Source organism: Amycolatopsis sp. CB00013, from assembly GCF_001905755.1.
In the GTDB taxonomy this organism is placed as follows: domain Bacteria; phylum Actinomycetota; class Actinomycetes; order Mycobacteriales; family Pseudonocardiaceae; genus Amycolatopsis; species Amycolatopsis japonica.
The window spans coordinates 1-19,727 of the sequence record NZ_LIWC01000005.1 but is presented as its reverse complement, the minus strand read 5'-3'; the positions used below and the strand labels follow the sequence as shown (position 1 = coordinate 19,727).

General features: G+C 68.7%; 17 protein-coding genes, 1 rRNA gene and 1 pseudogene. 9 read left to right on the top strand and 10 right to left on the bottom strand.

What is annotated here, in order from left to right; all coding sequences use genetic code 11:
- Window positions 1-83: 83 nt before the first annotated feature.
- A complete protein-coding gene (locus tag AMK34_RS43300; RefSeq protein ID WP_198941781.1) occupies window positions 84-473 on the top strand; it encodes a hypothetical protein in 390 nt (129 codons plus the stop codon).
- 185 nt (window positions 474-658) lie between these two features.
- Window positions 659-1,399 carry an SDR family oxidoreductase gene (locus AMK34_RS30400; RefSeq protein ID WP_073847650.1) on the top strand — a complete coding sequence of 247 codons (741 nt, stop codon included), beginning with the start codon at window positions 659-661 and terminating at the stop codon, window positions 1,397-1,399.
- A gap of 128 nt (window positions 1,400-1,527) precedes the next feature.
- On the opposite strand, the gene AMK34_RS30395 is transcribed toward AMK34_RS30400, so the two are convergent.
- Window positions 1,528-2,562: an SDR family oxidoreductase gene (locus AMK34_RS30395; RefSeq protein WP_073847649.1), complete on the bottom strand. Its 1,035-nt coding sequence runs from the start codon at window positions 2,560-2,562 to the stop codon at window positions 1,528-1,530.
- A 71-nt stretch (window positions 2,563-2,633) separates the two neighbouring features.
- On the opposite strand from AMK34_RS30395, the gene AMK34_RS30390 reads away from it, so the two are divergent.
- Window positions 2,634-3,533, top strand: coding sequence for a LysR family transcriptional regulator (locus tag AMK34_RS30390; RefSeq protein ID WP_073847648.1), 900 nt, complete (start codon window positions 2,634-2,636; stop codon window positions 3,531-3,533).
- On the opposite strand, the gene AMK34_RS30385 is transcribed toward AMK34_RS30390, so the two are convergent.
- Window positions 3,513-4,949 carry a peptide ABC transporter substrate-binding protein gene (locus AMK34_RS30385; RefSeq protein ID WP_198941779.1) on the bottom strand — a complete coding sequence of 479 codons (1,437 nt, stop codon included), beginning with the start codon at window positions 4,947-4,949 and terminating at the stop codon, window positions 3,513-3,515. The genes AMK34_RS30390 and AMK34_RS30385 overlap by 21 nt on opposite strands.
- A 118-nt stretch (window positions 4,950-5,067) precedes the next feature.
- Between AMK34_RS30385 and AMK34_RS30380 the strand changes: the two genes are divergently transcribed.
- The 3 genes from AMK34_RS30380 to AMK34_RS30370 all read left to right on the top strand — a co-directional run bounded on the left by AMK34_RS30380 (window position 5,068) and on the right by AMK34_RS30370 (window position 7,998).
- Window positions 5,068-6,405, top strand: a complete 1,338-nt coding sequence (locus tag AMK34_RS30380) for an LVIVD repeat-containing protein (protein ID WP_038517541.1) — start codon at window positions 5,068-5,070, stop codon at window positions 6,403-6,405.
- A gap of 14 nt (window positions 6,406-6,419) precedes the next feature.
- A complete protein-coding gene (locus AMK34_RS30375) occupies window positions 6,420-6,857 on the top strand; it encodes a hypothetical protein (RefSeq protein ID WP_073847647.1) in 438 nt (145 codons plus the stop codon).
- A gap of 67 nt (window positions 6,858-6,924) precedes the next feature.
- Window positions 6,925-7,998: a hypothetical protein gene (locus AMK34_RS30370; RefSeq protein WP_073847646.1), complete on the top strand. Its 1,074-nt coding sequence runs from the start codon at window positions 6,925-6,927 to the stop codon at window positions 7,996-7,998.
- A 9-nt stretch (window positions 7,999-8,007) separates the two neighbouring features.
- Here AMK34_RS30370 and AMK34_RS43610 read toward each other — a convergent pair.
- Window positions 8,008-8,196: pseudogene (locus tag AMK34_RS43610) on the bottom strand (histidine kinase dimerization/phospho-acceptor domain-containing protein); the annotation flags it as partial.
- Between the two features lie 74 nt (window positions 8,197-8,270).
- On the opposite strand from AMK34_RS43610, the gene AMK34_RS30360 reads away from it, so the two are divergent.
- Window positions 8,271-8,909, top strand: coding sequence for a DUF6518 family protein (locus AMK34_RS30360; RefSeq protein ID WP_073847645.1), 639 nt, complete (start codon window positions 8,271-8,273; stop codon window positions 8,907-8,909).
- Here AMK34_RS30360 and AMK34_RS30355 read toward each other — a convergent pair.
- The 5 genes from AMK34_RS30355 to AMK34_RS30335 all read right to left on the bottom strand — a co-directional run bounded on the left by AMK34_RS30355 (window position 8,906) and on the right by AMK34_RS30335 (window position 15,725).
- Window positions 8,906-9,451 (bottom strand): DUF4232 domain-containing protein, encoded by a 546-nt coding sequence (locus AMK34_RS30355; RefSeq protein ID WP_083650045.1) that lies wholly within the window; start codon window positions 9,449-9,451, stop codon window positions 8,906-8,908. The genes AMK34_RS30360 and AMK34_RS30355 overlap by 4 nt on opposite strands.
- 83 nt (window positions 9,452-9,534) lie before the next feature.
- On the bottom strand, window positions 9,535-11,316 hold the full coding sequence (locus AMK34_RS30350) for a choline/carnitine O-acyltransferase (protein WP_073847644.1): 1,782 nt from the start codon (window positions 11,314-11,316) through the stop codon (window positions 9,535-9,537).
- A complete protein-coding gene (locus tag AMK34_RS30345; protein ID WP_083650044.1) occupies window positions 11,313-12,146 on the bottom strand; it encodes a class I SAM-dependent methyltransferase in 834 nt (277 codons plus the stop codon). Before AMK34_RS30345 ends, AMK34_RS30350 begins: the two co-directional genes overlap by 4 nt.
- A 21-nt stretch (window positions 12,147-12,167) precedes the next feature.
- The gene (locus tag AMK34_RS30340) at window positions 12,168-13,019 is read right to left on the bottom strand and encodes a HalD/BesD family halogenase (protein ID WP_073847643.1); all 852 of its coding nucleotides are present in this window, start codon (window positions 13,017-13,019) and stop codon (window positions 12,168-12,170) included.
- A gap of 150 nt (window positions 13,020-13,169) precedes the next feature.
- Window positions 13,170-15,725: a bifunctional FO biosynthesis protein CofGH gene (locus tag AMK34_RS30335; protein WP_241832919.1), complete on the bottom strand. Its 2,556-nt coding sequence runs from the start codon at window positions 15,723-15,725 to the stop codon at window positions 13,170-13,172.
- A gap of 185 nt (window positions 15,726-15,910) precedes the next feature.
- On the opposite strand from AMK34_RS30335, the gene AMK34_RS30330 reads away from it, so the two are divergent.
- The gene (locus AMK34_RS30330) at window positions 15,911-17,509 is read left to right on the top strand and encodes an IS1634 family transposase (RefSeq protein WP_083650043.1); all 1,599 of its coding nucleotides are present in this window, start codon (window positions 15,911-15,913) and stop codon (window positions 17,507-17,509) included.
- On the opposite strand, the gene AMK34_RS30325 is transcribed toward AMK34_RS30330, so the two are convergent.
- Entirely contained in the window at window positions 17,448-18,206 is a 759-nt protein-coding gene (locus tag AMK34_RS30325) for an SDR family oxidoreductase (RefSeq protein ID WP_073847641.1), read from the bottom strand. The two genes, AMK34_RS30330 and AMK34_RS30325, sit on opposite strands and share 62 nt — an antisense overlap.
- The gene (locus AMK34_RS30320; RefSeq protein ID WP_038517514.1) at window positions 18,206-19,009 is read right to left on the bottom strand and encodes an alpha/beta fold hydrolase; all 804 of its coding nucleotides are present in this window, start codon (window positions 19,007-19,009) and stop codon (window positions 18,206-18,208) included. Before AMK34_RS30320 ends, AMK34_RS30325 begins: the two co-directional genes overlap by 1 nt.
- A 463-nt stretch (window positions 19,010-19,472) precedes the next feature.
- Between AMK34_RS30320 and AMK34_RS30315 the strand changes: the two genes are divergently transcribed.
- Window positions 19,473-19,727 (top strand): 16S ribosomal RNA (locus AMK34_RS30315); the annotation flags it as partial.

The following is a 19,727-nucleotide window of genomic DNA, read 5'->3' as shown; positions in this document are numbered from 1 at the left end:
CGCGTTCCCGCCCGACGTCATGGTGGTTAATCTCCGGGGAACGCACTTTCCGTGATCGGCCGTCACGGAGAACGATTCGGTGAATGTCCACCGGAATCGCGACGGTATTTCCGGCGCCAATCGGCGATCGTCTCGATTCCTTCGCCGATGGACGCTTCGGTGGTGGCCGAGCGGAACCGGTCGAGGCCGCGCTGTGCCTCGATACGCCTTCCGTAGGCGTGGCTGGCGATCGCGACGAGCCGGTCGCCGGTGTGCAGGCGCCAGCGCCAGCGACCACCGCTGAGATGACTGAAATCGCTGGTCAGTTCGGAAATATGCGTGCTGAGCCAAGCGATCGCGACAAGGCATTCCTCGGCTCGCGGATAGTCTTCGGGCGCCGATCCCAGCGACACGTTGTTGCCGCCGAGCAGCCGCCATCGAAGGGTCTGCTCGCCGGTCTGGACGAGTTGAAAGCGTGGATTCTTCGCTACTGAATTCCCCCTGGTCACATCCCGTGAATCGCCGCCATGTGGTGAAGGGGTTACCGGATCCGCTTAAGGCGCGACGGCCGACGGGTGAACGTTTTCCCCCGGCGGCGGCGCGCTAGCCTGAACGGACGCGGGTAATCGGAAAAAATCACCGAGCCGGTCCGCTCCGGCACGGTCTGCGAGGAGGATCGATGGGCAACGGCAGGATCGCGGTCGTCACCGGGGCGGGCTCCGGGCTCGGCAGGGAGATCTCCCACGCGTTGCTCGGCGCCGGTTACCGGGTCGCCCTCGCCGGCCGCCGCGCGGACGCGCTGGCCGAGACCGCCGACGGCGCGGCGGACGCGCTTCCCGTGCCCACCGACGTCGGCGATCCCGATTCCGTCGCGGCACTGTTCGAGACGGTCCGCGCCCGCTGGGGGCGGCTGGACCTCCTGGTGAACAACGCGGGCGTGTCCGTGGGCGGGACGGTCGACGAACTGTCCTTCGCGGACTGGAAACGCGCCGTCGACACCAATCTGACCGGGATGTTCCTGTGCGCGCAACAGGCCGTGCGGCTGATGAAGGCGCAGGACCCGCGCGGTGGCCGGATCATCAACAACGGCTCCATCTCCGCGCACGCCCCGCGCCCCGCGTCCGTCGCCTACACCGCGACGAAACACGCGGTCACCGGGCTGACGAAGTCGATCTCCCTCGACGGCCGCGCCTGGAATGTCGCATGTGGACAGATCGACATCGGCAACGCGGCCACCGAGATGACCCTGCGGATGGCCGACGGGATCCCGCAGGCCGACGGCAGCGTGAAGGCCGAGCCGACCTTCGACGCCCGGCACGTCGCGGACGCCGTGCTGTACATGGCCGGGCTGCCGCTGGACGCGAACGTCGGATTTCTGACCGTCACGGCGACCGCGATGCCGTACATCGGGCGCGGCTGAAGGGGACTTTCCCCGCATCTCACGCGGTGAAGGGCGCTTTCGTCGCGTCGGATGCGGGGAAAGCGTCCTTCACCTCCCACTGATCAGCCCGCGACCACGACACCTTTGCCTTACCGCTCACGAGAGCCTCACGGGATCACTTTCGTCTTGCGGAACTCGTCGAACAGCCGGAAGAACATCTCCGGCGTCTCGGCGTACTCGTGGAAACCGGCACGCCGCGCCTTCGAGCCGTCCGCGAACATGTCGTAGTCCCAGCCGAACACGAAGTCCGCGAACGCCCACGACGACGAAACGGCGCTGTAGGGCACTTCGAGGCCGTACTTCGCGGCGATCGACGTCCAGAGTTCTTCCTTGTCCGCCATGACGACGTCCAGCGACATCGGCAGCGGCGGCGCCACCTCCAGGTCGAAGTAGCGCGCGATCCGCGGCCAGAGGTCGTTCCACCGGAACAGATCCCCGTTCGCGATGTTGTACGCCTCGTTCTCCGAACCGGTGGCCCAGACGGTGGCCTTCGCCAGCAGTCCGGCGTCGGTCATCTCCAGGAGACTGCCGTACGCGCCGGGCTTGCCCGGGAACCGCAATGGCAGGCCGAGTTCCTTCGAGATCGACGCGTAGACCGCGATGGCCAGCGCCAGGTTCATCGGGTTGCCCAGCGCGGTCCCGCCGACCACCGACGGCCGGATCGCCGACCACGTCCAAGACTTCCCGGCCTGGCGCCGCTCCAAGAACTGCTGCTGGTCGACGTTGAACTCGGGCGGCATATGCCCGGCGTCGTCTTCCCGCGCCGGGGTCTTGAAGGGGCCGAGGTGGGCGCCGTAGACCTTGTAGCCCTGCATGAGGCTGATGTGCCGCAGGCCGGTCGCGACGGGTTCGATCGCGTCGACGAGGTTGGTCAGCATCGCCAGGTTCGGCGGCACCAGTTCGGCCCAGGTCGGCTTGTCGACATAGGCCGCGTAGAACACGTGCGTGACGTCGTCCAGGCCGCCGAGCTTCGCGCGGGTGTCGTCCGCGTCGAGCAGATCGACCGCGATCAGGCCGGGGCCGCCACGCCGCGACAGGCCGATGACGCGCCAGCCGGGCAGCGTCTCCAGGTGGGCGATCAGGTTCTTGCCGATGACCCCGTTGGCCCCGGCGACCAGGGCGACCTTGTGTTCTTCGTTCATGTCTCCGAGCCTGGACCAGGTTGCAAGATAAGTCCAAGGCATAGATCTCACCGCTCCGATAAACTCTCTGCATGACCAGTTTGCGGCAGCTCGAATACCTGGTGACCGTCGTCGACACCGGCTCCTTCACCAAGGCCGCCGAGTTGCTGCACGTGACGCAGCCCGCGCTGTCGCATCAGGTGCGCGCGCTGGAGAAAGGTGTCGGCGGCCCGCTGCTCGAACGGCTGCCGCGCAGCGTCCGGCTCACCCCGATGGGCCGCGCCATGTTGCCGCACGCCCGCGCCACCCTCGCCGACGCCGAACGTGCGCGGTGCGCGGCCCGGCAGGCATCGGGGCTGGAAGCCGGGGAACTGCAGATCGCCACGGTCTACTCGGTCGGCCTCGGGGTCCTCCCCGCGGCGTTGCGGGTGTGGCGCCGCGAGCGGCCCGACGTCGACGTCCGGCTGGTGGAGTTCCGGCACGCGGACGAACTCCGGGAGGCGATGGCGGCGGGGGAGGCCGACGTCGCGGTCGGCCCGGTCCCGCCGGACTGGGACGGGCCGGTGCGCGAACTCGGGGTCGAGGAGTTCGTCGTCGTCCTGCCGATCGACGGGCCGCGCGAAGACGACGGCACCGGCGTCGTCGACCTGGCGACCCTCGCCGACTGCGCGTGGGTGCACTACGCGCCGGGCAACGGCTTGGCCGACCTCGTCGACCAGGCCTGCGCCGCGGCGGGATTCCAGCCGAGGGCCGCGGTCCGCACCGAACAGAGCGCGGCCGCCCCGTTGCTCGCGGCCGCGGGTCTCGGCCCCGCGCTGGTCCCGGCCAACGTGCTGCCCGAAGGTTTCCACGGCCGCGTCCTGCGGCCCGAGCCGGCGATCCGCCGCACGCTCGCCGCCTATTGCCGCAGCACTCCCGACCCGCTGACCTCGGCCTTCATCGACGTCGTCGCGGGGGAATGCACGCTCGGGTCACCGCACGGAAATCCCTGAGAGGTCAACGCCGCCGAACGCCGTCGCCTTGACGTCGCCGACGCGGTCCGCCCAGACGGCGTGCCCGTGCCCGGACCACAGCGGGACGACCGGGAGATCCCGCAGCAGCTGGTTCTCCACCAGCCGGTAGACCTCGCCGCTGTCGGCGGAGTCGGTCTCCTCGGCCGATTTCAGCAGGTCGGCGAATCCGTCGCTCTGGTAGCCGGTCGCCTTCACGATCTCGGCCAGCACTTCCTGTGGGCTCGGCGTCGTCAGGGCAACGTCGATCGCGAACGGTCCCTGTCCCGGTTCCGGGGCGAGCGGGACACCGACGGCCTTGCCGACCTGCTCCGCGAGCGGGCGAAGCCAGCTCGCCTGCGACTGTCCGAAGTGGACCGGCGTGGCCGGGAACTCCGCCTGGGTCAGCAGGGATTTCCCGGCTCCGGCGTCGAACGTGCAGGGGCGGCACGTGCTGCTGCGCTCGCCGGGGGCGACGGCGGGCGGCAGCAGCGACTTCGCCGGATCCACCTGCTTGCCGAGCGCACCGGCCTCCAGCGCCGCGCGGTCGATGCCGAGCCCGAAGCCGTGCCGGACGGTCGCGTCGGAGAAATGCGGCGCGTTCAAGGGAAACCCGAGGTAGGCGACCGTGGGCAGGGCCCACATCACGTGCCGCTGCGCGAAATCCGCGTGCATGGCCTCGTGGCGATCGCCGGGGACGAAGGTGGAGAGGTCGAGTTTCCCGGCCTTGACCTCGTCGTACTGTGCCGCCGCGTCGCCGGTCTTCAGCTCGACCGTCCGCGCCTTGCCCGGCGCGTCGGCGACCCGGACCAGCTTGCCGCCCGACGGCTGCCAAGCGCCGTCCAACCGGAACGGCCCGTTGCCGACCGGCCGTTGCGTGAAACCCGCCCAATCACGCGAAGCCAGCGCGGAAGCGGGCAGCGGGACCAGCGCGGGCGAGGAGAGCAGTGCCGGGACCTGCCCGGACGGCCGGTCGAGTACGAGGCGGATGGTGAGCGGGTCGGGTGCGGTGATCTCCTTGGCCCGCAGGAGATCCTTGACCACCCGGGACGCCTGCCACCGCTCCGCGCCGATCGCCTTCCAGGTGTCCACATAGGACTGCGCGGTCACCGGCGTGCCGTCGTGGAACTTCCCGCCGTCCTTGAGCTTGACCGTCCAAGTGACCCGATCGGGGCTGGCGAACGATTCGGCCGCCCGCGGCACCGTCTTCCCCGTCGTCGGGTCGTAGTCCGCCAGCGGCGTCCACAGCGCGCCGGTGACCATCCGTCCGGACTGGTCGCGGACGTCCGCGGGCAGCAGGGTCGCCGGGGCGGCCAGGCCCACGCGAAGAACGTCCGGTGCGGGCGGTTCGCCGGATTCGGTGCAGCCCGCCGCGACCAGGGCGGCGGCGAGGAGCGGGGCCAGAAGACGCAAGCGCATGAGGATGTCTTAGCAGTCCCGCACCGGGCAGTCCCACAACCAATGGCGGTTGTGCGGGCAAAGTGGCGATCATAGGGTGCGGGGACCAGCCTGGGAGGTTTCTGTGCGAGGAAACTGGTTGCTCCGTTCGTGTTTGGCGCTCACCACGGTCACCGCGACCTTGATCGCCACCGGATTGCCCGCCGCGGCCTGCGGCGAAGAGGACAAACCGGCCAGTGAGAAGGTCCGGGTCGCCGGTGCGCCCGGCGCGGTGAAGAACGTCAAGGCCGTCGGCAACGTGCCCGACGCGCAAGGCGCCATCGCCATGGGGTTCCTGCAGTACGGCAACCGTGACGTCATGGCGGTTTCCGGCGAGTTCGGCCTGAAGGTCTACGACCTGACGAAGAACCCCACCGCCCCGAAGCTGATCGGCGAGGTCAGCCTCCCCGGCCTGTGGGAGACCGAAGACACCGAGGTCGACGTCAAGCGCAAGCTCGTCTTCCTCGCGCGGGACCCGCGGGCCTACGGCGGCACCACGCAGACCGGCGAGTCCGGCATCTACATCATCGACCTGAAGAACCCGGACAAACCGGCCATCCTGAGCTACACCAAGGTGCCCGCCGGCCACACGACCAGCTGCGTCGACGACTGCCGGTACCTCTGGACCGGCGGTCCCGCGAAGGCCGCGAACCAGCCGGCGGACTGGGGCGGCCGCCCGATCTGGGTGACCGACATCCGCGATCCGCGCAACCCCAAGACGTTCCCGAACCCGATCGAACTCGCGCGCAACGACGGCAAGACCGACTACGTGCACGACGTCCAGGTCGACGACGAGGGCGTGGCGTGGGTGTCCGGGCGCGGCGGCGTCCGCGGTTACTGGACCAACGGCCACCACCGCGATCCCGTGCAGGGCAAGGTCCGTCGCGCGACGGCGTTCGACCCGGTGCCGTACGCGGGCGGCGGCATCGAGGAGACGGCGGCGCCGTCGAAGTTCATGCACAACAGCTTCCACCCGGCGGGACACCGCTCGGCCGACGGCGCCGACTCGAACCGCTGGCGCGGCCGCGACCTGATCTACGCCACCGAAGAGAGCTTCCTCGACGGCTGCGCCGGTGACGGCGTGCTGACGATCTCGTCGCTGCAGAACTCCTACAACGGCGAAGGCTGGCGCTCGACGCCGGAGAAGCCGTTCCGCCTCAAGTCCGTCGGCACCTGGAGCGTCGCCGGGCAGGAAGGCAGCGACCCGGCCACGGGTGACTGCTCCGCGCACTACTTCGACGTCCGCGGCAAGGTCCTCGTGCAGTCGTTCTACACGCAGGGCACGCGTTTCCTCGACGTCAGCGACCCGACCGACCCGAAGCAGATCGCCTACTTCCGCCCGGCCGACGCCAGCGCGTGGGCGCCGTACTGGCACAAGGGTTACGTCTATGTCGCCGACAACACTCGCGGAATCGACATCCTGAAGCTCACCGCCTGAGTCAAGATGTCCCCATGCGCACCATGGGGAAGACGCTGGGAGTCACGGCCGCGATCGTCCTGATCGCGGCCTGTGACCCGGCCCCGCCGAAGGAAATGGCCGTCCACACCGATCCGGCGCCGGTCGCCGAGACGTTCCCGGAGGTCGGCGAGATCGTCCAGGCGTCCTGGGTCGAGGAGCGGATGGGCACCTCCGAAGGGCGGGTCGCGGCGCCGGGACCGTCCGACTTCCGGCTGTCCGCGGTGGTGAAGTTGCGTCCCGAGGCCGTCGCGAAGGTGCTGGACGACTACAAGTGCCAGGCGGCTTCGCCTGCCGTGCCCGAGTCCTTGAAGGGGCTCTTCCCGTCCGGGGTGAAGTGGCTTTCCTGTGAGCTGCCCATGAACGGCAAGGCGCGGACGGCGTTCGTCGCCGACGGGTCCGAACAGGCCTTCCTCTCTTCGACAACCATGTAACGGTTCTGTGGCGGAACTGTCGCGGGACCATCACGGCAGCGGGATGATCCGTTTCTAGCTTGGCGTCATGACCACCTTGCTCGAGCGGGCCCCGGTCCCCGTCGCCGGGAAGACTTCGCGACGAAGCGTCACCGCACTGTTCGCGATCGCCGTCCTCCTCGCCGGCTACACCGGGTTCCGCTTGCCGGGGGAGTGGGCGGCGACCCTGCAGGCCGTGTCCCTGACGGACGGATTCCACCGCCGTTTCCTCGTCGGCACGCTCCTCAAACCGTTCGGGCACGACTACGCGGTCTTCGCGGTCGCGAGTTTCGCCGTCCTCGGCGCGGTACTGGTGGTCTTGACGCTCGCCTTCTTCCGCAGCCGCACCGAAAGCCGGCGGTGGTTGATCGTCGCCTGGCTCCTGTTGCCGACCGGCGGCTACCTGTTCCACGAGGTCGGCTACCTCGACCAGGTGCTGTATCTGCTGCTGTCCGGCGCGCTGTGGGCGGTGCACCGGAACAGACCCGTGCTCGCCAGTGCGGTGATGGCGCTTTCGGTGACCGTGCACGAGATCGCGTTGCTCACCGTGCTGCCGATCTTCGGTTTCGCCCTGCTGCGGAAGGTTCCGTTCCGGCGCGCGTGCGCGTTGCTCACCCCGGCGGCGGTACTCGGCCTGGGAATCCTCGCCCTGCCGCCCGCCGCTCCCGGCACCATCGACGGTCTCCGGCGCTCACTGTCCACAGCGGACTTCGCCTACCGCGCCGACGCGCTGGACCTGTTCGGGCGCACCCAGTCCGAAAGCTGGCGGCTGTACTCGATCACCGGAGTCCTGCTCTACCTGCTGCCGATCGCGGCCGTGGTGCTCGGCGGTTTCCTGTACCTGCACCGGCCCACGCTCGCGGCCGTGGTGCCCGCCGCCGCGATCGGGGCGCCGGTGCTGCTCGCGTTCGGCGGCTGGGACGACGCCCGGTGGGGGTTCCTGCTGATGACCAACTTCTTCGTGGTCGTGTGGCTCTGGCTCGGCCATCGTGAGCTGAAGCTGCCGCAGATCGGTGTACTGACCGCGCTCCTGCTGGTGCTCACCCATGTCCCGTTGCCGTATTTCGACGACTACACGCCACGCGGGCTCACGCTGGTGACTCCCGTGGAAGACGCACGGTGAAAACGGCGCCGCGAGGTCGACCAGTTCGGGCCGCAGGTCCGCGGAACCCGCGTCGAACCGCGAGATCTCCAGCAGATCCTCGACGAGCCGCGCCAGGCGCCAGGTCCGCGTCCCGAGCAACTCGGCCGCGCGGGTCTTGACCTCGGGGCCGGCGTCGAGGGTGTCGACCGTGGCGACCATCGACGCGAGCGGTGTCCGTCGCGGAGCCGTGCGGTCTCGTCACAAAACCCGGTCATCTGCTTCACTGTCGTATCCGCGAGCTAGGGGGAGCGATGTCGGTCGAGGTGGGGAAACGCGTGTCCGGCTACTTCGGGTTCTCCGAGGTGGCGGTGCTCGTGGCGGGTGCGGTTTCTGGCGCCGTCGGTGCCTACGCCTACTACAGCGAGTCGCTACGGCCGCTGGCGCACAGCTTCACTCTGTGGATCGTGCTGATCGTCGCGGTCGTCCCCGGGATGCCCCGCCGGCGGGCGGTGATCCGGGCGGTGTGCGCGCTGATCGCGGCGGTCCTCGCGTTCTACCTCGGCAAGGCGTGGGTCTACGGCGTCAAATACGAGGGCACGTACCGAATCGACCCTTCGACGCTCGTGCTGTGGTGCGGTCTGGCCGTGGCCGCTGGACTCGTCGCCGGGCTTCTGCTCGACGCCGTGGGGCGGGCCGACCGCCGCGGCACCCTGGCCACCGCGGCGGTCGTGGGTCTGCTGATCGGTGATCTCGTCCGGCGATCCGACCGATCCGGTGTCGGAACGCTGGCGGTCGCCACGGCGATCGCGATCGCGTTCGTGGCCTGGCGGGGGATTCGTTCACCGCGTCAGGCCGCCGAGGTCGCCGTCGTCGCTCTGCCGTTGGGACTTCTCGGTCTCGTGATCGTGTCGGCGCCGGACTTCTTCGAGGGCTTGTTCGCGAGCTTCTAGTTCTTGAGCTTGGCGTTCCAAGCCGTCAGCGTCAGCTTGCCCGTGGTCCCGAGGTCGGTGTCGACCGTGATCCGCTGCTCCGGATCGCCCTTCGCGGCCGCGACCGTCACGTAGGCGCCGGCCTCCGGCGAACCCACGGTGACCGTGTTCGACCACGAGACGACCGAGAGCAGCGTCCCGCCGGGCTGGACCGTCTGCGGGCTGACGCCGGGATCGATCGCCATATACGACGTGCCGTGCTCCACGGCAACGTTCATCGGCCGCTTTTCCTTGTCCAGCAAGCGGATTTCGGGATAGCCGGTGAGCGTGCGCGGGGTCGTGCCGCAGTTGGTGAGGGTCAGCACGACCGCGCGATGCCCCAGCGCGGCCTCGACCGGCCCGGACTTCACCGTCACGCCGGTGTCGAGACAGCCTGCCGGGACCACCGGGCCCGGGTCCGGCGTGTGGACGGTGGGCGGGACCGGCGGCGGTGGCGGCGGAGGCTCGCCGCACCCCGCCACGACTAGCAGCAATCCACCCAGTGACCCCAGTTTTCCCAGCACGCCGGAACCTTACCTGGGGCCGAAGGCGTCCTTCACCGCATCCGACGCGGCGAAGGACGCCTTCGGCCCATCTCAGACCCCGCTCAAGAGGCCAGCAACTCCTGCAGTTCACGCACCGCGTCGGCCAGTTCCGTCGCGAACAGCTCCATGTCGTGCGCCACGTGCTTCGGCGTGCACAGGTACAGATTCAACGACTCCGGCAGCAGCACGTACGCGATGCCGATGCACTGCGGGCTGGTCGACCCGAAACCGAAGTACTGGATGTTCACCGACGGCGCCGAGCTGGTGCTCAGGTAGTCGTTGCGCATCTTCAGCCAGCCGGGTGACGAGTACAGCGACGGGGAGTCCTCGACGCCACGCCGCTTCTGGATCAGCTGCAGCTCCCATAGGTGCTGCTCCGGCGCGTCGCCCGCCTGGCACTCCTTCGCCCGCGTGACGTGCTTCGCGGCCGCCGCGCGGAAAGCCGCCTGACGGGTCTGGCGGTCGGCTTGCGGGTCGTCCATCACCTGGACGAACCACAGCACCTCGGGCGTCACCACGCGCATCGCTTCGGTGCGCCCGTTCTGGTACTGCCGCGTCGCGATCGACTCGTACGTCGCGCCCGTGATCCCCTTCGCCCGCTTGTGCGCGAGCTGGTACGCCATCTGCGCGAAGGCGTCCGGGGACATCCCGAGCTCCTTCGCCCGGTTCGCGCCGAAGTCGGTGAAGGACACCGTCTTCGTAGCGGTCGCGTCGGCGTACTCGGCGAAGGACGCGGCTGCGGCGCGGGCGTCTTCGCGCAGCGCGTCACCCAGGACGAACTCGATGACCTCGGACGACGGCACACCGTCGGCGGGCGGCCGCTCCAGCCGCGTACCGCTGAGCAGCGCGTCGGTGAACCCGAGGATCGTGGTCCCGTCCAGTTCACAGTGCTCGACGTTCAGCCCCGCCGTGCCGTCCTCGAACACGATCAGCGACACGGCCTTGTCGAACCAGCGGTTCCCGCTGTCGCCGTGCAGCAGGGCGTCGCACGCCTCCTGCGTGCCCGACGGCGTGAAGTCCTCCAGGCACAGGCAGAACAACGCCGTCTCGATGTCGTCGAGCGCGGCCGCGTTCCCCGCCGCCAGCAACGCTTCCCGCGTCGCCGCCCATTCTGCCCTGGCCTTGGTGGTGAAATGCCCGGCGGCGGTCCGCGGGTCCTCGACGAAGGTCCCCGACTTGACGATGGCCTGCAGTCCCGCGACCAGCTGTTCGGGGGAATACGGCCGGCCGTCCGGCGCGATGACGTCCATCCGGAACGGGGTGTCGCGGTGGAAGACCACGATGTGCCGCGCCCTCGACGGCCCCGGCCAGTCCTCGCGGTACGGCGTGCGCGCGGTGTCCTGCGCGGCGCCGGGGATGCGGGTCGCCGAGAACAGGAACTTGTGCTGCACCATCGACTGCGGCCGCCCGCGCAGCAGGATCGGCGGGATCAGTTCCTCGTCGAGCTTCAGCTTGTAGTCCACCGCCGAAGCCGTCAGTTCGGCCGCGCGCTCCAGCTGTTCCAGCGGGGATTCGGTGAACAGGAAGAAGAAGTTCGCGTTGAGGGCGATCCGGTCGCGACGGCCGAGGTAGCGATACGGCCAGAAGGTGTCGAGCCAGCTTCGGACATCTTCGCGCTTGTCGTAGGCCTCGAGCGCGCTCTGCAGCTCGTGCGCTGGGCTTCCTTCGGCGAGGAACTCGGTGACGGCGCCTTCGGTCTCCGCGAGTTCGCCGGGGGTGAGCAGCGGCGAGCACCACTCGAGGAACCGGCGGCAGGTGTCCTCCAGGCTGGGGACGGGGACCCGCGGCAGGCTGTCCTCGTTGCCGAACGTGCGGGTGGACGGTTCCGTACTGCTCACGATCATCCTCGATCTCGAAGGGGAAGGGCGTTCAGCGCGGAGGCGAGCCCGCCCGCCGCGCCGTGGGGACGGGAGACGAACAGCCGTGCGTACAGCCGGCCACCGGCCTCCAGCCCACGCGGGTCGACGCCCGCGACGGACAGATTGTCCAGGATCTGCGTCTGTTCCTCATCCGAAGCGAATTTCCGCTGCCGGAAGACGCCCTCGACCCCGGTCGTCTCGTAGTCCAGTTCGCCGAGGCTGTCGGCGACCGGGCCGTAGGAGAACATCCGGAGGACGAAATGCGCCATCCACGGCCGGTTTTCCCGCGCGATCCGCACGAGGGTCTTCTCGGTGACGTAGCCGACGCAGCCGGTCGAGATGACGATGTCGACCTCGGACAGCAACGCGCGCTGTTCCTCAGTCGGGTCTTCGTTCTCCAGATCGGCATGGATCGCTTCGTCGATGAATCCCGCTGCGAGCGCGTAGTCCAGAGCGGGCGCGGAGGCGTCGAGGCCGATGAAGCGGACGTCATCGCCGACTGCGTCCATCCGGCGGTCACGCGCGATCAATTCGTCCCGGCTCAGCGCACCGGCGGACGCGTAGTGGTCGTACAGCCGTTCCATCGTGGTGTCGCATCTGTACAGCGCCGCGTTGACACCGTAGGAACAGCCCAGGTCGAGCACCGTCGGGACCTTGACGTCGGCCTCCGCACGGTACTCGTCGATCAATTTCGCGAAGTAGGCTTTCGCCTGCTGCGGGATGTCGTAGTCCAGACGGCGCAACGTACCGAAGAAGGCGCGTGGATCGGGCGCGGTGTAGATGTCGTCGAAATTGATCTTGCCGGTCGAATCCAAAGGCACGGCCAAGCTCCTGACTTAGTCGAGCAGCTGATCGCCCCGGACCGCCGCCGAAGCGACGTGCTCCGGCAGGACCCGGCCGAACAGTTGCCTCGTCCGTTCCGGACTGCCGATGACCCCAGGGCGCTCGCTGTACGCGAAGATCGCGGAATGGCGGGCGACTGCCCCTTGAACACTACTCACCCGGTGCAGCGCGAAGCGTCCGCGAAACAGCTGAAGATCGCCAGGACGGAGAGTGAGCCGCCTGATCAGGTGCTCACCTTCGCCCGCCAGGACGGCACGGACGTCGTCGAAGTTCTCCGCCGTTTCGGAGCGGATGTTCGGGCAGTACTCGAAGACACCGCCGTCGGCCGCTTCCTGCGTGAGCATGCTGACCGTGTACTCGTTGGTGTCGAAATGCCACGGATGCGCGCGGCCCGGTTCGATCACGTTGAGCACCAGGCCGGACAGCGGATCGGCGAGTTCGTGCAGCTCGGGGAGTTCGAAGCAGTCGGCCACGAACCGCTGGAACTCGCGGCTCGAGTACAGCTGCTGGATCACCGCGGTCGCCGGGATCCGGTCCCGCGCCACGAAAGCGTTGCCGCGTTCCATGATCGTGCGGCCGGGATGGTCCTCCGGCAGCGGAGTGTCGATGGCGATGTTGTAGGCGTTGACGCGTTCGACCTTCGCGTACGCCTCCGGAGCGATCTTCGCGCCTTCGTGGCGAAGGACGTCTCGCAACTCCGGACGGATGAAGTCGGCCAGCACACTGCAGCCCGTTTCCCGCAGTTCGGCGCGGGTCCGGGAAACGATTTCGCGCCATGCCGGGCTTCCCGGTTCGGACAACGGATAGCGGGCGGTATCGGCCACTTGGACTGCGCTCGCGGTCATCGACGTCCTCTCGGCTGCCCGGAAGTGATTCTCGGGTTTAGCACAGAAAACGCCCGCGACCCCTGGGCCTTGTGAGCGGTGCCACACGCAACGTGACGGCCCCCTTCCTCGCGTTTGTACGCGAGTCAGGGGGCCGTCAGGGGATTTTCGTCAGCTGGTGACAAGCGGCAGGAGCGGCCGCCGCACCGCGGTCGCGACGCCGTCGGACGCCTGGGCCGCGGCGATCCGCTCGGCGGTCGGCGTGCCGTACTCCGTGGTCCGCTGCCGCAGCGGGCGGCCCAGCGGCTCGACCATCGCGCGCATGTCGCTGATCGTCTTGTACGACCCGTTCGCCGCGCCGGCCATCCGGCTGATCGTCTCCTCCATCAGCGTCCCGCCGATGTCGTTGACCCCGCCTTGCAGCACCGCGCGGCTGCCCTCCTCGCCGAGTTTCACCCACGAACTCTGGATGTTGTCGATCATCCCGTGCAGCAGCAGGCGGGCCAGCGCGTGCACCGCGCGGTTCTCGCGCAGCGTCGTACCCGCCCTCGCCAGCCCGGCGAGGTAGATCGGGGAACTCTGGTGGATGAACGGCAGCAGCACGAACTCGCTGAACCCGCGCCGCCCGTTGCGCTCCAGGCCTTCCCGCTGCAGTTTCGCCAGCAGCTTCAGGTGCCCGACCCAGTGCGCCGGGGTGTCGACGTGGCCGTACATCATCGTCGACGTCGTCGTGATGCCGAGTTTGTGCGCGGTGGTGACGACGTTGATCCATTCGGACGTCGGCAGCTTGCCCTTGGTCAGTACCCAACGCACGTCGTCGTCGAGGATCTCCGCCGCCGTGCCCGGCAGCGAGTCGACGCCGGCTTCCTTCGCCCGCGCCAGCCAGTCCTCGATCGAGAGGTTGGTCCGCGAAGCGCCGTTGACGACCTCCATCGGCGAGTACGAGTGCAGGTGGATGTCCGGCTGACGGCGTTTCACCTCCGCCGCGAGGTCGAAGTACGCGGTACCCGGCAGATCCGGGTGGATGCCGCCCTGCATGCAGATCTCGGTCGCGCCGGCGGCCCACGCCTCGTCGACGCGGTCGCCGACCTGCTCCAGCGAGAGCGTGTACGCGTCGGCGTCGGTGCGCCGCTGGGCGAACGCGCAGAACCGGCAGCCCGTGTAACAGACGTTGGTGAAGTTGATGTTCCGTGTGACTACGAAGGTGACGTCGTCGCCGTTCACCTCGCGACGCAGGTCGTCGGCGATCTTCGCGAGCGCGTCGAGCTCCGGCCCGTCGGCGTGCAGCAGCGCCAGCGCCGCGTCGTCCGAGAGTCCGGCGGGGTCCTTTTCCGCGCTGCGCAAGGCATCCCGGATGTCGGTGTCGAACCGCTGCGGCCCGGTCTTGATGTTGCCCTTGATCTCGGCCCAGTCGCCGTAGACCGAGTCGAAGTCGCTTCGGCGGTCCTCCGTCCGCCCGACGGTGTCGACCTCGACGTGCAGATCGGTACGCCCGGCCTCCTTCCACCCGCCGTCCGGCTCCTGCCACGGGATGCCCACCGGGATGGCCTCTTCGATCGCGAGCCCGGTCTCGGTGTCGGTCAGCGGCGCGAGATGCGCGTTCAGCCGCGGGTCCAGCCACGGCTCGCCCGCCTTGACGTACTCCGGATAGATCGGCAGCCGCTCGCGCACAGTGAACCCGAGCGCCTCGGTGCGGCGTTTGAGCTCGTCGATCTGCGGCCACGCGCGTTCGGGGTTCACGTGGTCGGGGGTCAGCGGCGAGACACCGCCCCAGTCGTCGATGCCCGCGTTCAGCATCAGCTCGTACTGCTGGCCGATCAGGTTCGGCGGCGCCTGGATGCGCATCCGCGGCCCGAGCACCAGCCGCGCGACGGCGATGGTCGCGGCGAGTTCTTCGAGGTCGGCGTCCGGGGTCGCGCGCATCTTCGTGTCCGGCTTCGCGCGGAAGTTCTGGACGATGACCTCCTGGATGCCGCCGTAGGTCTTCGCGACCTTGCGGATGGCGAACAGGGAGTCGGCGCGTTCTTCGAAGTTCTCGCCGATGCCGATCAGGATGCCCGTGGTGAACGGCACCGAACTGCGGCCGGCGTCCTCCAGCACCCGCAGGCGGACGTCCGGGTCCTTGTCCGGCGAGCCGTAATGCGGGCCGCCCTTCTCGGTGTACAGCCGCTTCGCCGTCGTCTCCAGCATCATGCCCATCGACGCCGACACCGGCTTGAGCCGCTGGAAGTCCTGCCAGGTCAGCACGCCGGGGTTGAGGTGGGGGAGGACGCCGGTCTCTTCGAGCACCCGGATCGCCATCGCCCGGACGTAGGAGAGCGTGTCGTCGTAACCGTGCGCGTCGAGCCAGTCCTTCGCCGCCTTCCAGCGGTCCTCCGGACGGTCGCCGAGGGTGAAGAGTGCTTCCTTGACCCCCATCGCGGCACCCTTGCGGGCGATGTCGAGCACCTCGTCGGGGGAGAGGAACGGCGATTCGAGGCGGCCGGGAACGGTCGCGAAGGTGCAGTAGCCGCAGCGGTCCCGGCACAGCCGGGTCAGCGGGATGAACACCGAACGGCTGTAGGTGACCACGCCGGGACGGCCGGCCGCGACGAGCCCGGCGTCGCGGACCCTCGAGGCGTGCTCGGACAGCGTCTTGAGGTCGTCGCCGCGCGCCTGGAGCAGGATCGAGGCCTCGGTGATGTCGAGGGTCTTCCCGTCGCGCGCCCTGGCGAGCGCCCGGCGCATCGCCGAGGTGGTGGGGGCGTTCGCGTCAGCAGGGGATGCCATTCCCGCACGCTATGGCCGGACTCGCTCCACCTGCCAGTGTGCATCCCGCCACCGCGTCACCCACGTGGGTGTGGTCACTGTTTCCGCTGGTCAGAGCGTGATCTTGGTTGCCGATCAAGGGGTCGGCGTGTATTACCTAAAGTGTGGCTTCGGTGATCGGCAAGAAGGTCGGCGGGCGGACGTACTACTACCTCGTCACCTCCGCGCGGGTCGACGGCGAACCGAGGGTGGTTTCGCAGCGCTATCTCGGCACGGCCGAGGAGATCGGGCGCGCGATGGACGGCGACGTCTCCGCGCCCGGCGAAGCGCGGCACCGGACCTTCGGCGACGTCGCGGCGGTGTGGGCCACGCTGCGACGGCTCGACTTCGTGCGCCGGGTCGACGAAGCCGTCGGGGCCCAGCGCGCGGCGACCACCCTGGGGACGCATCTCGCGCTCGCCGTCCTGCACCGGGCGACCGCGCCGGAAACGCAGTTGGCCGACTGGTGGCGTGACTCCGTCGCCCGGGAATTCCTCCAGGCCGACCTGCCCAATCACCGGCGGGCCCTGCAACGCCTCACACCGGACCGGATCGCGCGGATCGAGACCGCGGTCGCCGACGCGGTGCTCTCGTGGCTGGGGACGGGCGACGCCGCGCTCGCCGTCGACGTCCCGCAGTTCGCCACCTTCACGACGGTCGACCCCTGCCGCTGCGAACTCGCCGGTCTCGGGCTGGTGGTGACCAAGGACGGCGCGATCCCGCTGGCCTCGCATATGTACCCGCGGGAAGGGGCGCCGCCGTTCGCCGCGCTCGCCGAAGAACTCCGCTCCCTATATCCCGTGACGCTCGTCTTCACCGCCGGCCAGGCCGCGCAACTGGACCTCGGACGGCATTTCGTCGGCGCGCTCCCGCTGTCGGAGCACCCGGAACTGCTGGCGAAACCACCGTCCGCGCGCAAACCCGTCGACCCGGAACGCTTCGCCGGGCTGACCGCCCTCGACACCCGGGCCGTGGTCGCCGGGATGAGGCGGCGCGTGATCCTCACGCATTCGGAGACCCTGCACAACGCGCAGGCCCGCGCGTTCGGCGAGGAACTGGGCACCGCGACGCGCGAACTCGCCGGCCTCGACGCCGCGCTGGCCTCGGGCACGTACCGGGGCGATCGCGGCCAGGTGAACGCCGAAATCGCCCGGATCACCCGCGGCCGCCGCGTCGAACGGGTGCTCTCACCGGCACTGACCGGGACGAGGCCGGGGGAGATCCGGCTGACCTGGAAGGTCGACGACGCCGCGGTGTCGCGGTTGCACGACGAGTTCTTCGGCAAGCAGGTGCTGGTCACCGACCACGACTGGCCGGTGGCCGAGGTCGTCACCGCGTACCGCGCCCGCACCCACCTCGACTCGACGTTCCGCTGGCTGACCGGCCCCGCCGTCACCGGCCCGGCCCCGCGCTGGGAGTGGACGCCGCACCGGATCGCCGTGCACACGCTGGTCACGGTGCTCGCGTCCACGGTCACCCACCTCATGCGGCGCGAGGCCGACCGCGCGGGGATGAACCTGTCGGTCCGCGAACTGATGGACAGCCTCGCGGGGATAGGGGAGACGGTGCTGCGGTATCCGTCCACCGGCGGCCGACCGCGGACGCGGCGCCTGCTGACCGAGCGGAACCCGGAGCAGCAGGCGCTCTTCGACCTCTTCGGTCTCAGCTCTCTCGGTGAATATGGAGCGCGGAGAAGCTCTGCACCACCGGCATCAACTCGATGACGTTGATGTTCACGTGCTCCGGCTGCGAAGCCGCCCAGAAGACGGACTCGGCCACGTCGGCGGCCGTCAGCGGCGTCGTGCCCTTGTAGACGTTGTCCGCCTTGCCCTGGTCGCCCTCGAACCGGACGACGGAGAACTCGGTGCCGCCGACCAGGCCCGGCTCGACGTTGGTCACCCGGACGCCGGTGCCCTGCAGGTCCGCGCGCAGGTTCAGGCTGAACTGATGCACGAACGCCTTGGTCGCGCCGTACGCGTTGCCGCCGGGATAGGGGTAGCTTCCCGCGACCGAGCCGATGTTGATCACGTGCCCGCGGCCGCGCTCGACCATGCCGGGCAGCAGGGCGCGGGTGAGGTGCGCGAGCCCCTTGATGTTCGTGTCGATCATCTGGTCCCAGTCGTCGAGCTTCGCCCGGTGGGCGGGCTCGAGCCCCTTCGCGAGGCCGGCGTTGTTGACCAGCAGGTCGACTTCGGCGAACTCGGCGGGCAGCGTGCCGGGGAGGGCGGCCACCGCGTCGGCGTCCCGGACGTCGAGCTCGAAGGGGAGGACGTTCTCGCCCAGCTCGCCGGCCAGCTTGTCGAGCCGGTCCTTGCTGCGCGCGGCCGCGACGACCTTGGCGCCGTCGGCGGCGAACCGGCGGACGATCTCGACGCCGAACCCGGCGCTGGCACCGGTCACGAAAACGGTCTTCTGGGGCATCAGTCAATCTCTTTCAAGAATCGTGCGAACACGTCGTTGAACTCGGCCTCGCGCTCCAGGTTAGGCATGTGCGCGGCGCCCTCGATCACCGCCAGGGTGGAGCCGGGGATGAGGTCGTGCATGAGCTCGGCGTCCGCGACCGGGGTGAACTCGTCCTCGGTCCCGACCACGACCAGGGCCGGTACTTCCACGCGGGTGAGGCTCTCCCGGTAGTCCGGACGCTCGGCGCGGCCCCTGAGCGCGGCCGCCGCTCCTTCCTTGGGCGTCGTGCGCATCATCCCGAGGACGTGCGCCGCCACGTCCGGCATCGTGCGGACGTTCTCCGGGGAGACCATCTTCGTCAGCACTTCCTCCGCGTAGGGGTTCAGTCCTTCCGCGAGGACGCGGTCCGCCATCTCGTTGCGGACGCGCTTGCCCTCCTCTGTCTCTTGTTGGGGAGAGGTGTCGGCGAGCAGAAGGCCGGCGACGCGCTCGGGGTAGGTGCGGTGGAACTCCATGACGATCTGCCCGCCCATGGAGAGGCCGCCCAGAACGAAGCGCCCGAGACCGAGGCGATCCGCGAGACGGCAGATGTCCTTGGCGAAGACGTCGAGTCCGGTCTTCGTGCTCTCCGGCGGCATGGTCGTCTCGCCGTACCCGCGGAGGTCCGCGGTGATGACCCGGTAGCCCTCCCGGCTGAAGCGTTCGGCCTGGGGCCGCCACATCGAACGATTGAAGGGGTGGCCGTGGACGAGGACGACGGGCAACCCGGTGCCGAGGTCGTCGTAAGCGACGGTGATGCCGTCGAGTTCCGCAGTACTCATGAGCCCGACGCTAATCGGAGCAATCGCCGGGATCAATACGGTGCAATGTACTCGGAGCAATGTTCTTGCCCGGGAGTTCACCTGCGGTCTCCTGGGGCGATCACCGCGTGATCGCCGGGTTCGGGCCCGTTTATGGCCTCTGAACTGCGCGAATGTCGTTAAGGTACCCCCCTGTTTTCGGGGGTTTCCGGCCATGTAAAGTTCTCTTCGTCGCCAGGGAAACCGAGCGGCCGACCGGGACACGAACCAAGCTCTCGCTCAGTGCGATTGAGTGGGTGTCCCACCAAAAACTGCTAGGAATGACTGCTTCGGATAAGGCCGCTGTGATGGTGGTGCGATTCGGGGTGTGTTGCTTGAGAACTCAACAGTGTGCTAGTGAACTAAGCCAGTAGAGCTTATGTATTGAAACCTCGTATTGAGGTTCCTTTGAGAGCAAGAAAATTTGCCTCGATCAAATTTGACATTGTTGGAGAGTTTGATCCTGGCTCAGGACGAACGCTGGCGGCGTGCTTAACACATGCAAGTCGAACGATGAAGCCTTTCGGGGTGGATTAGTGGCGAACGGGTGAGTAACACGTGGGCAATCTGCCCTGTACTTTGGGATAAGCCTGGGAAACTGGGTCTAATACCGGATATGACCGAGCCTCGCATGGGGTTTGGTGGAAAGCTCCGGCGGTACGGGATGAGCCCGCGGCCTATCAGCTTGTTGGTGGGGTAA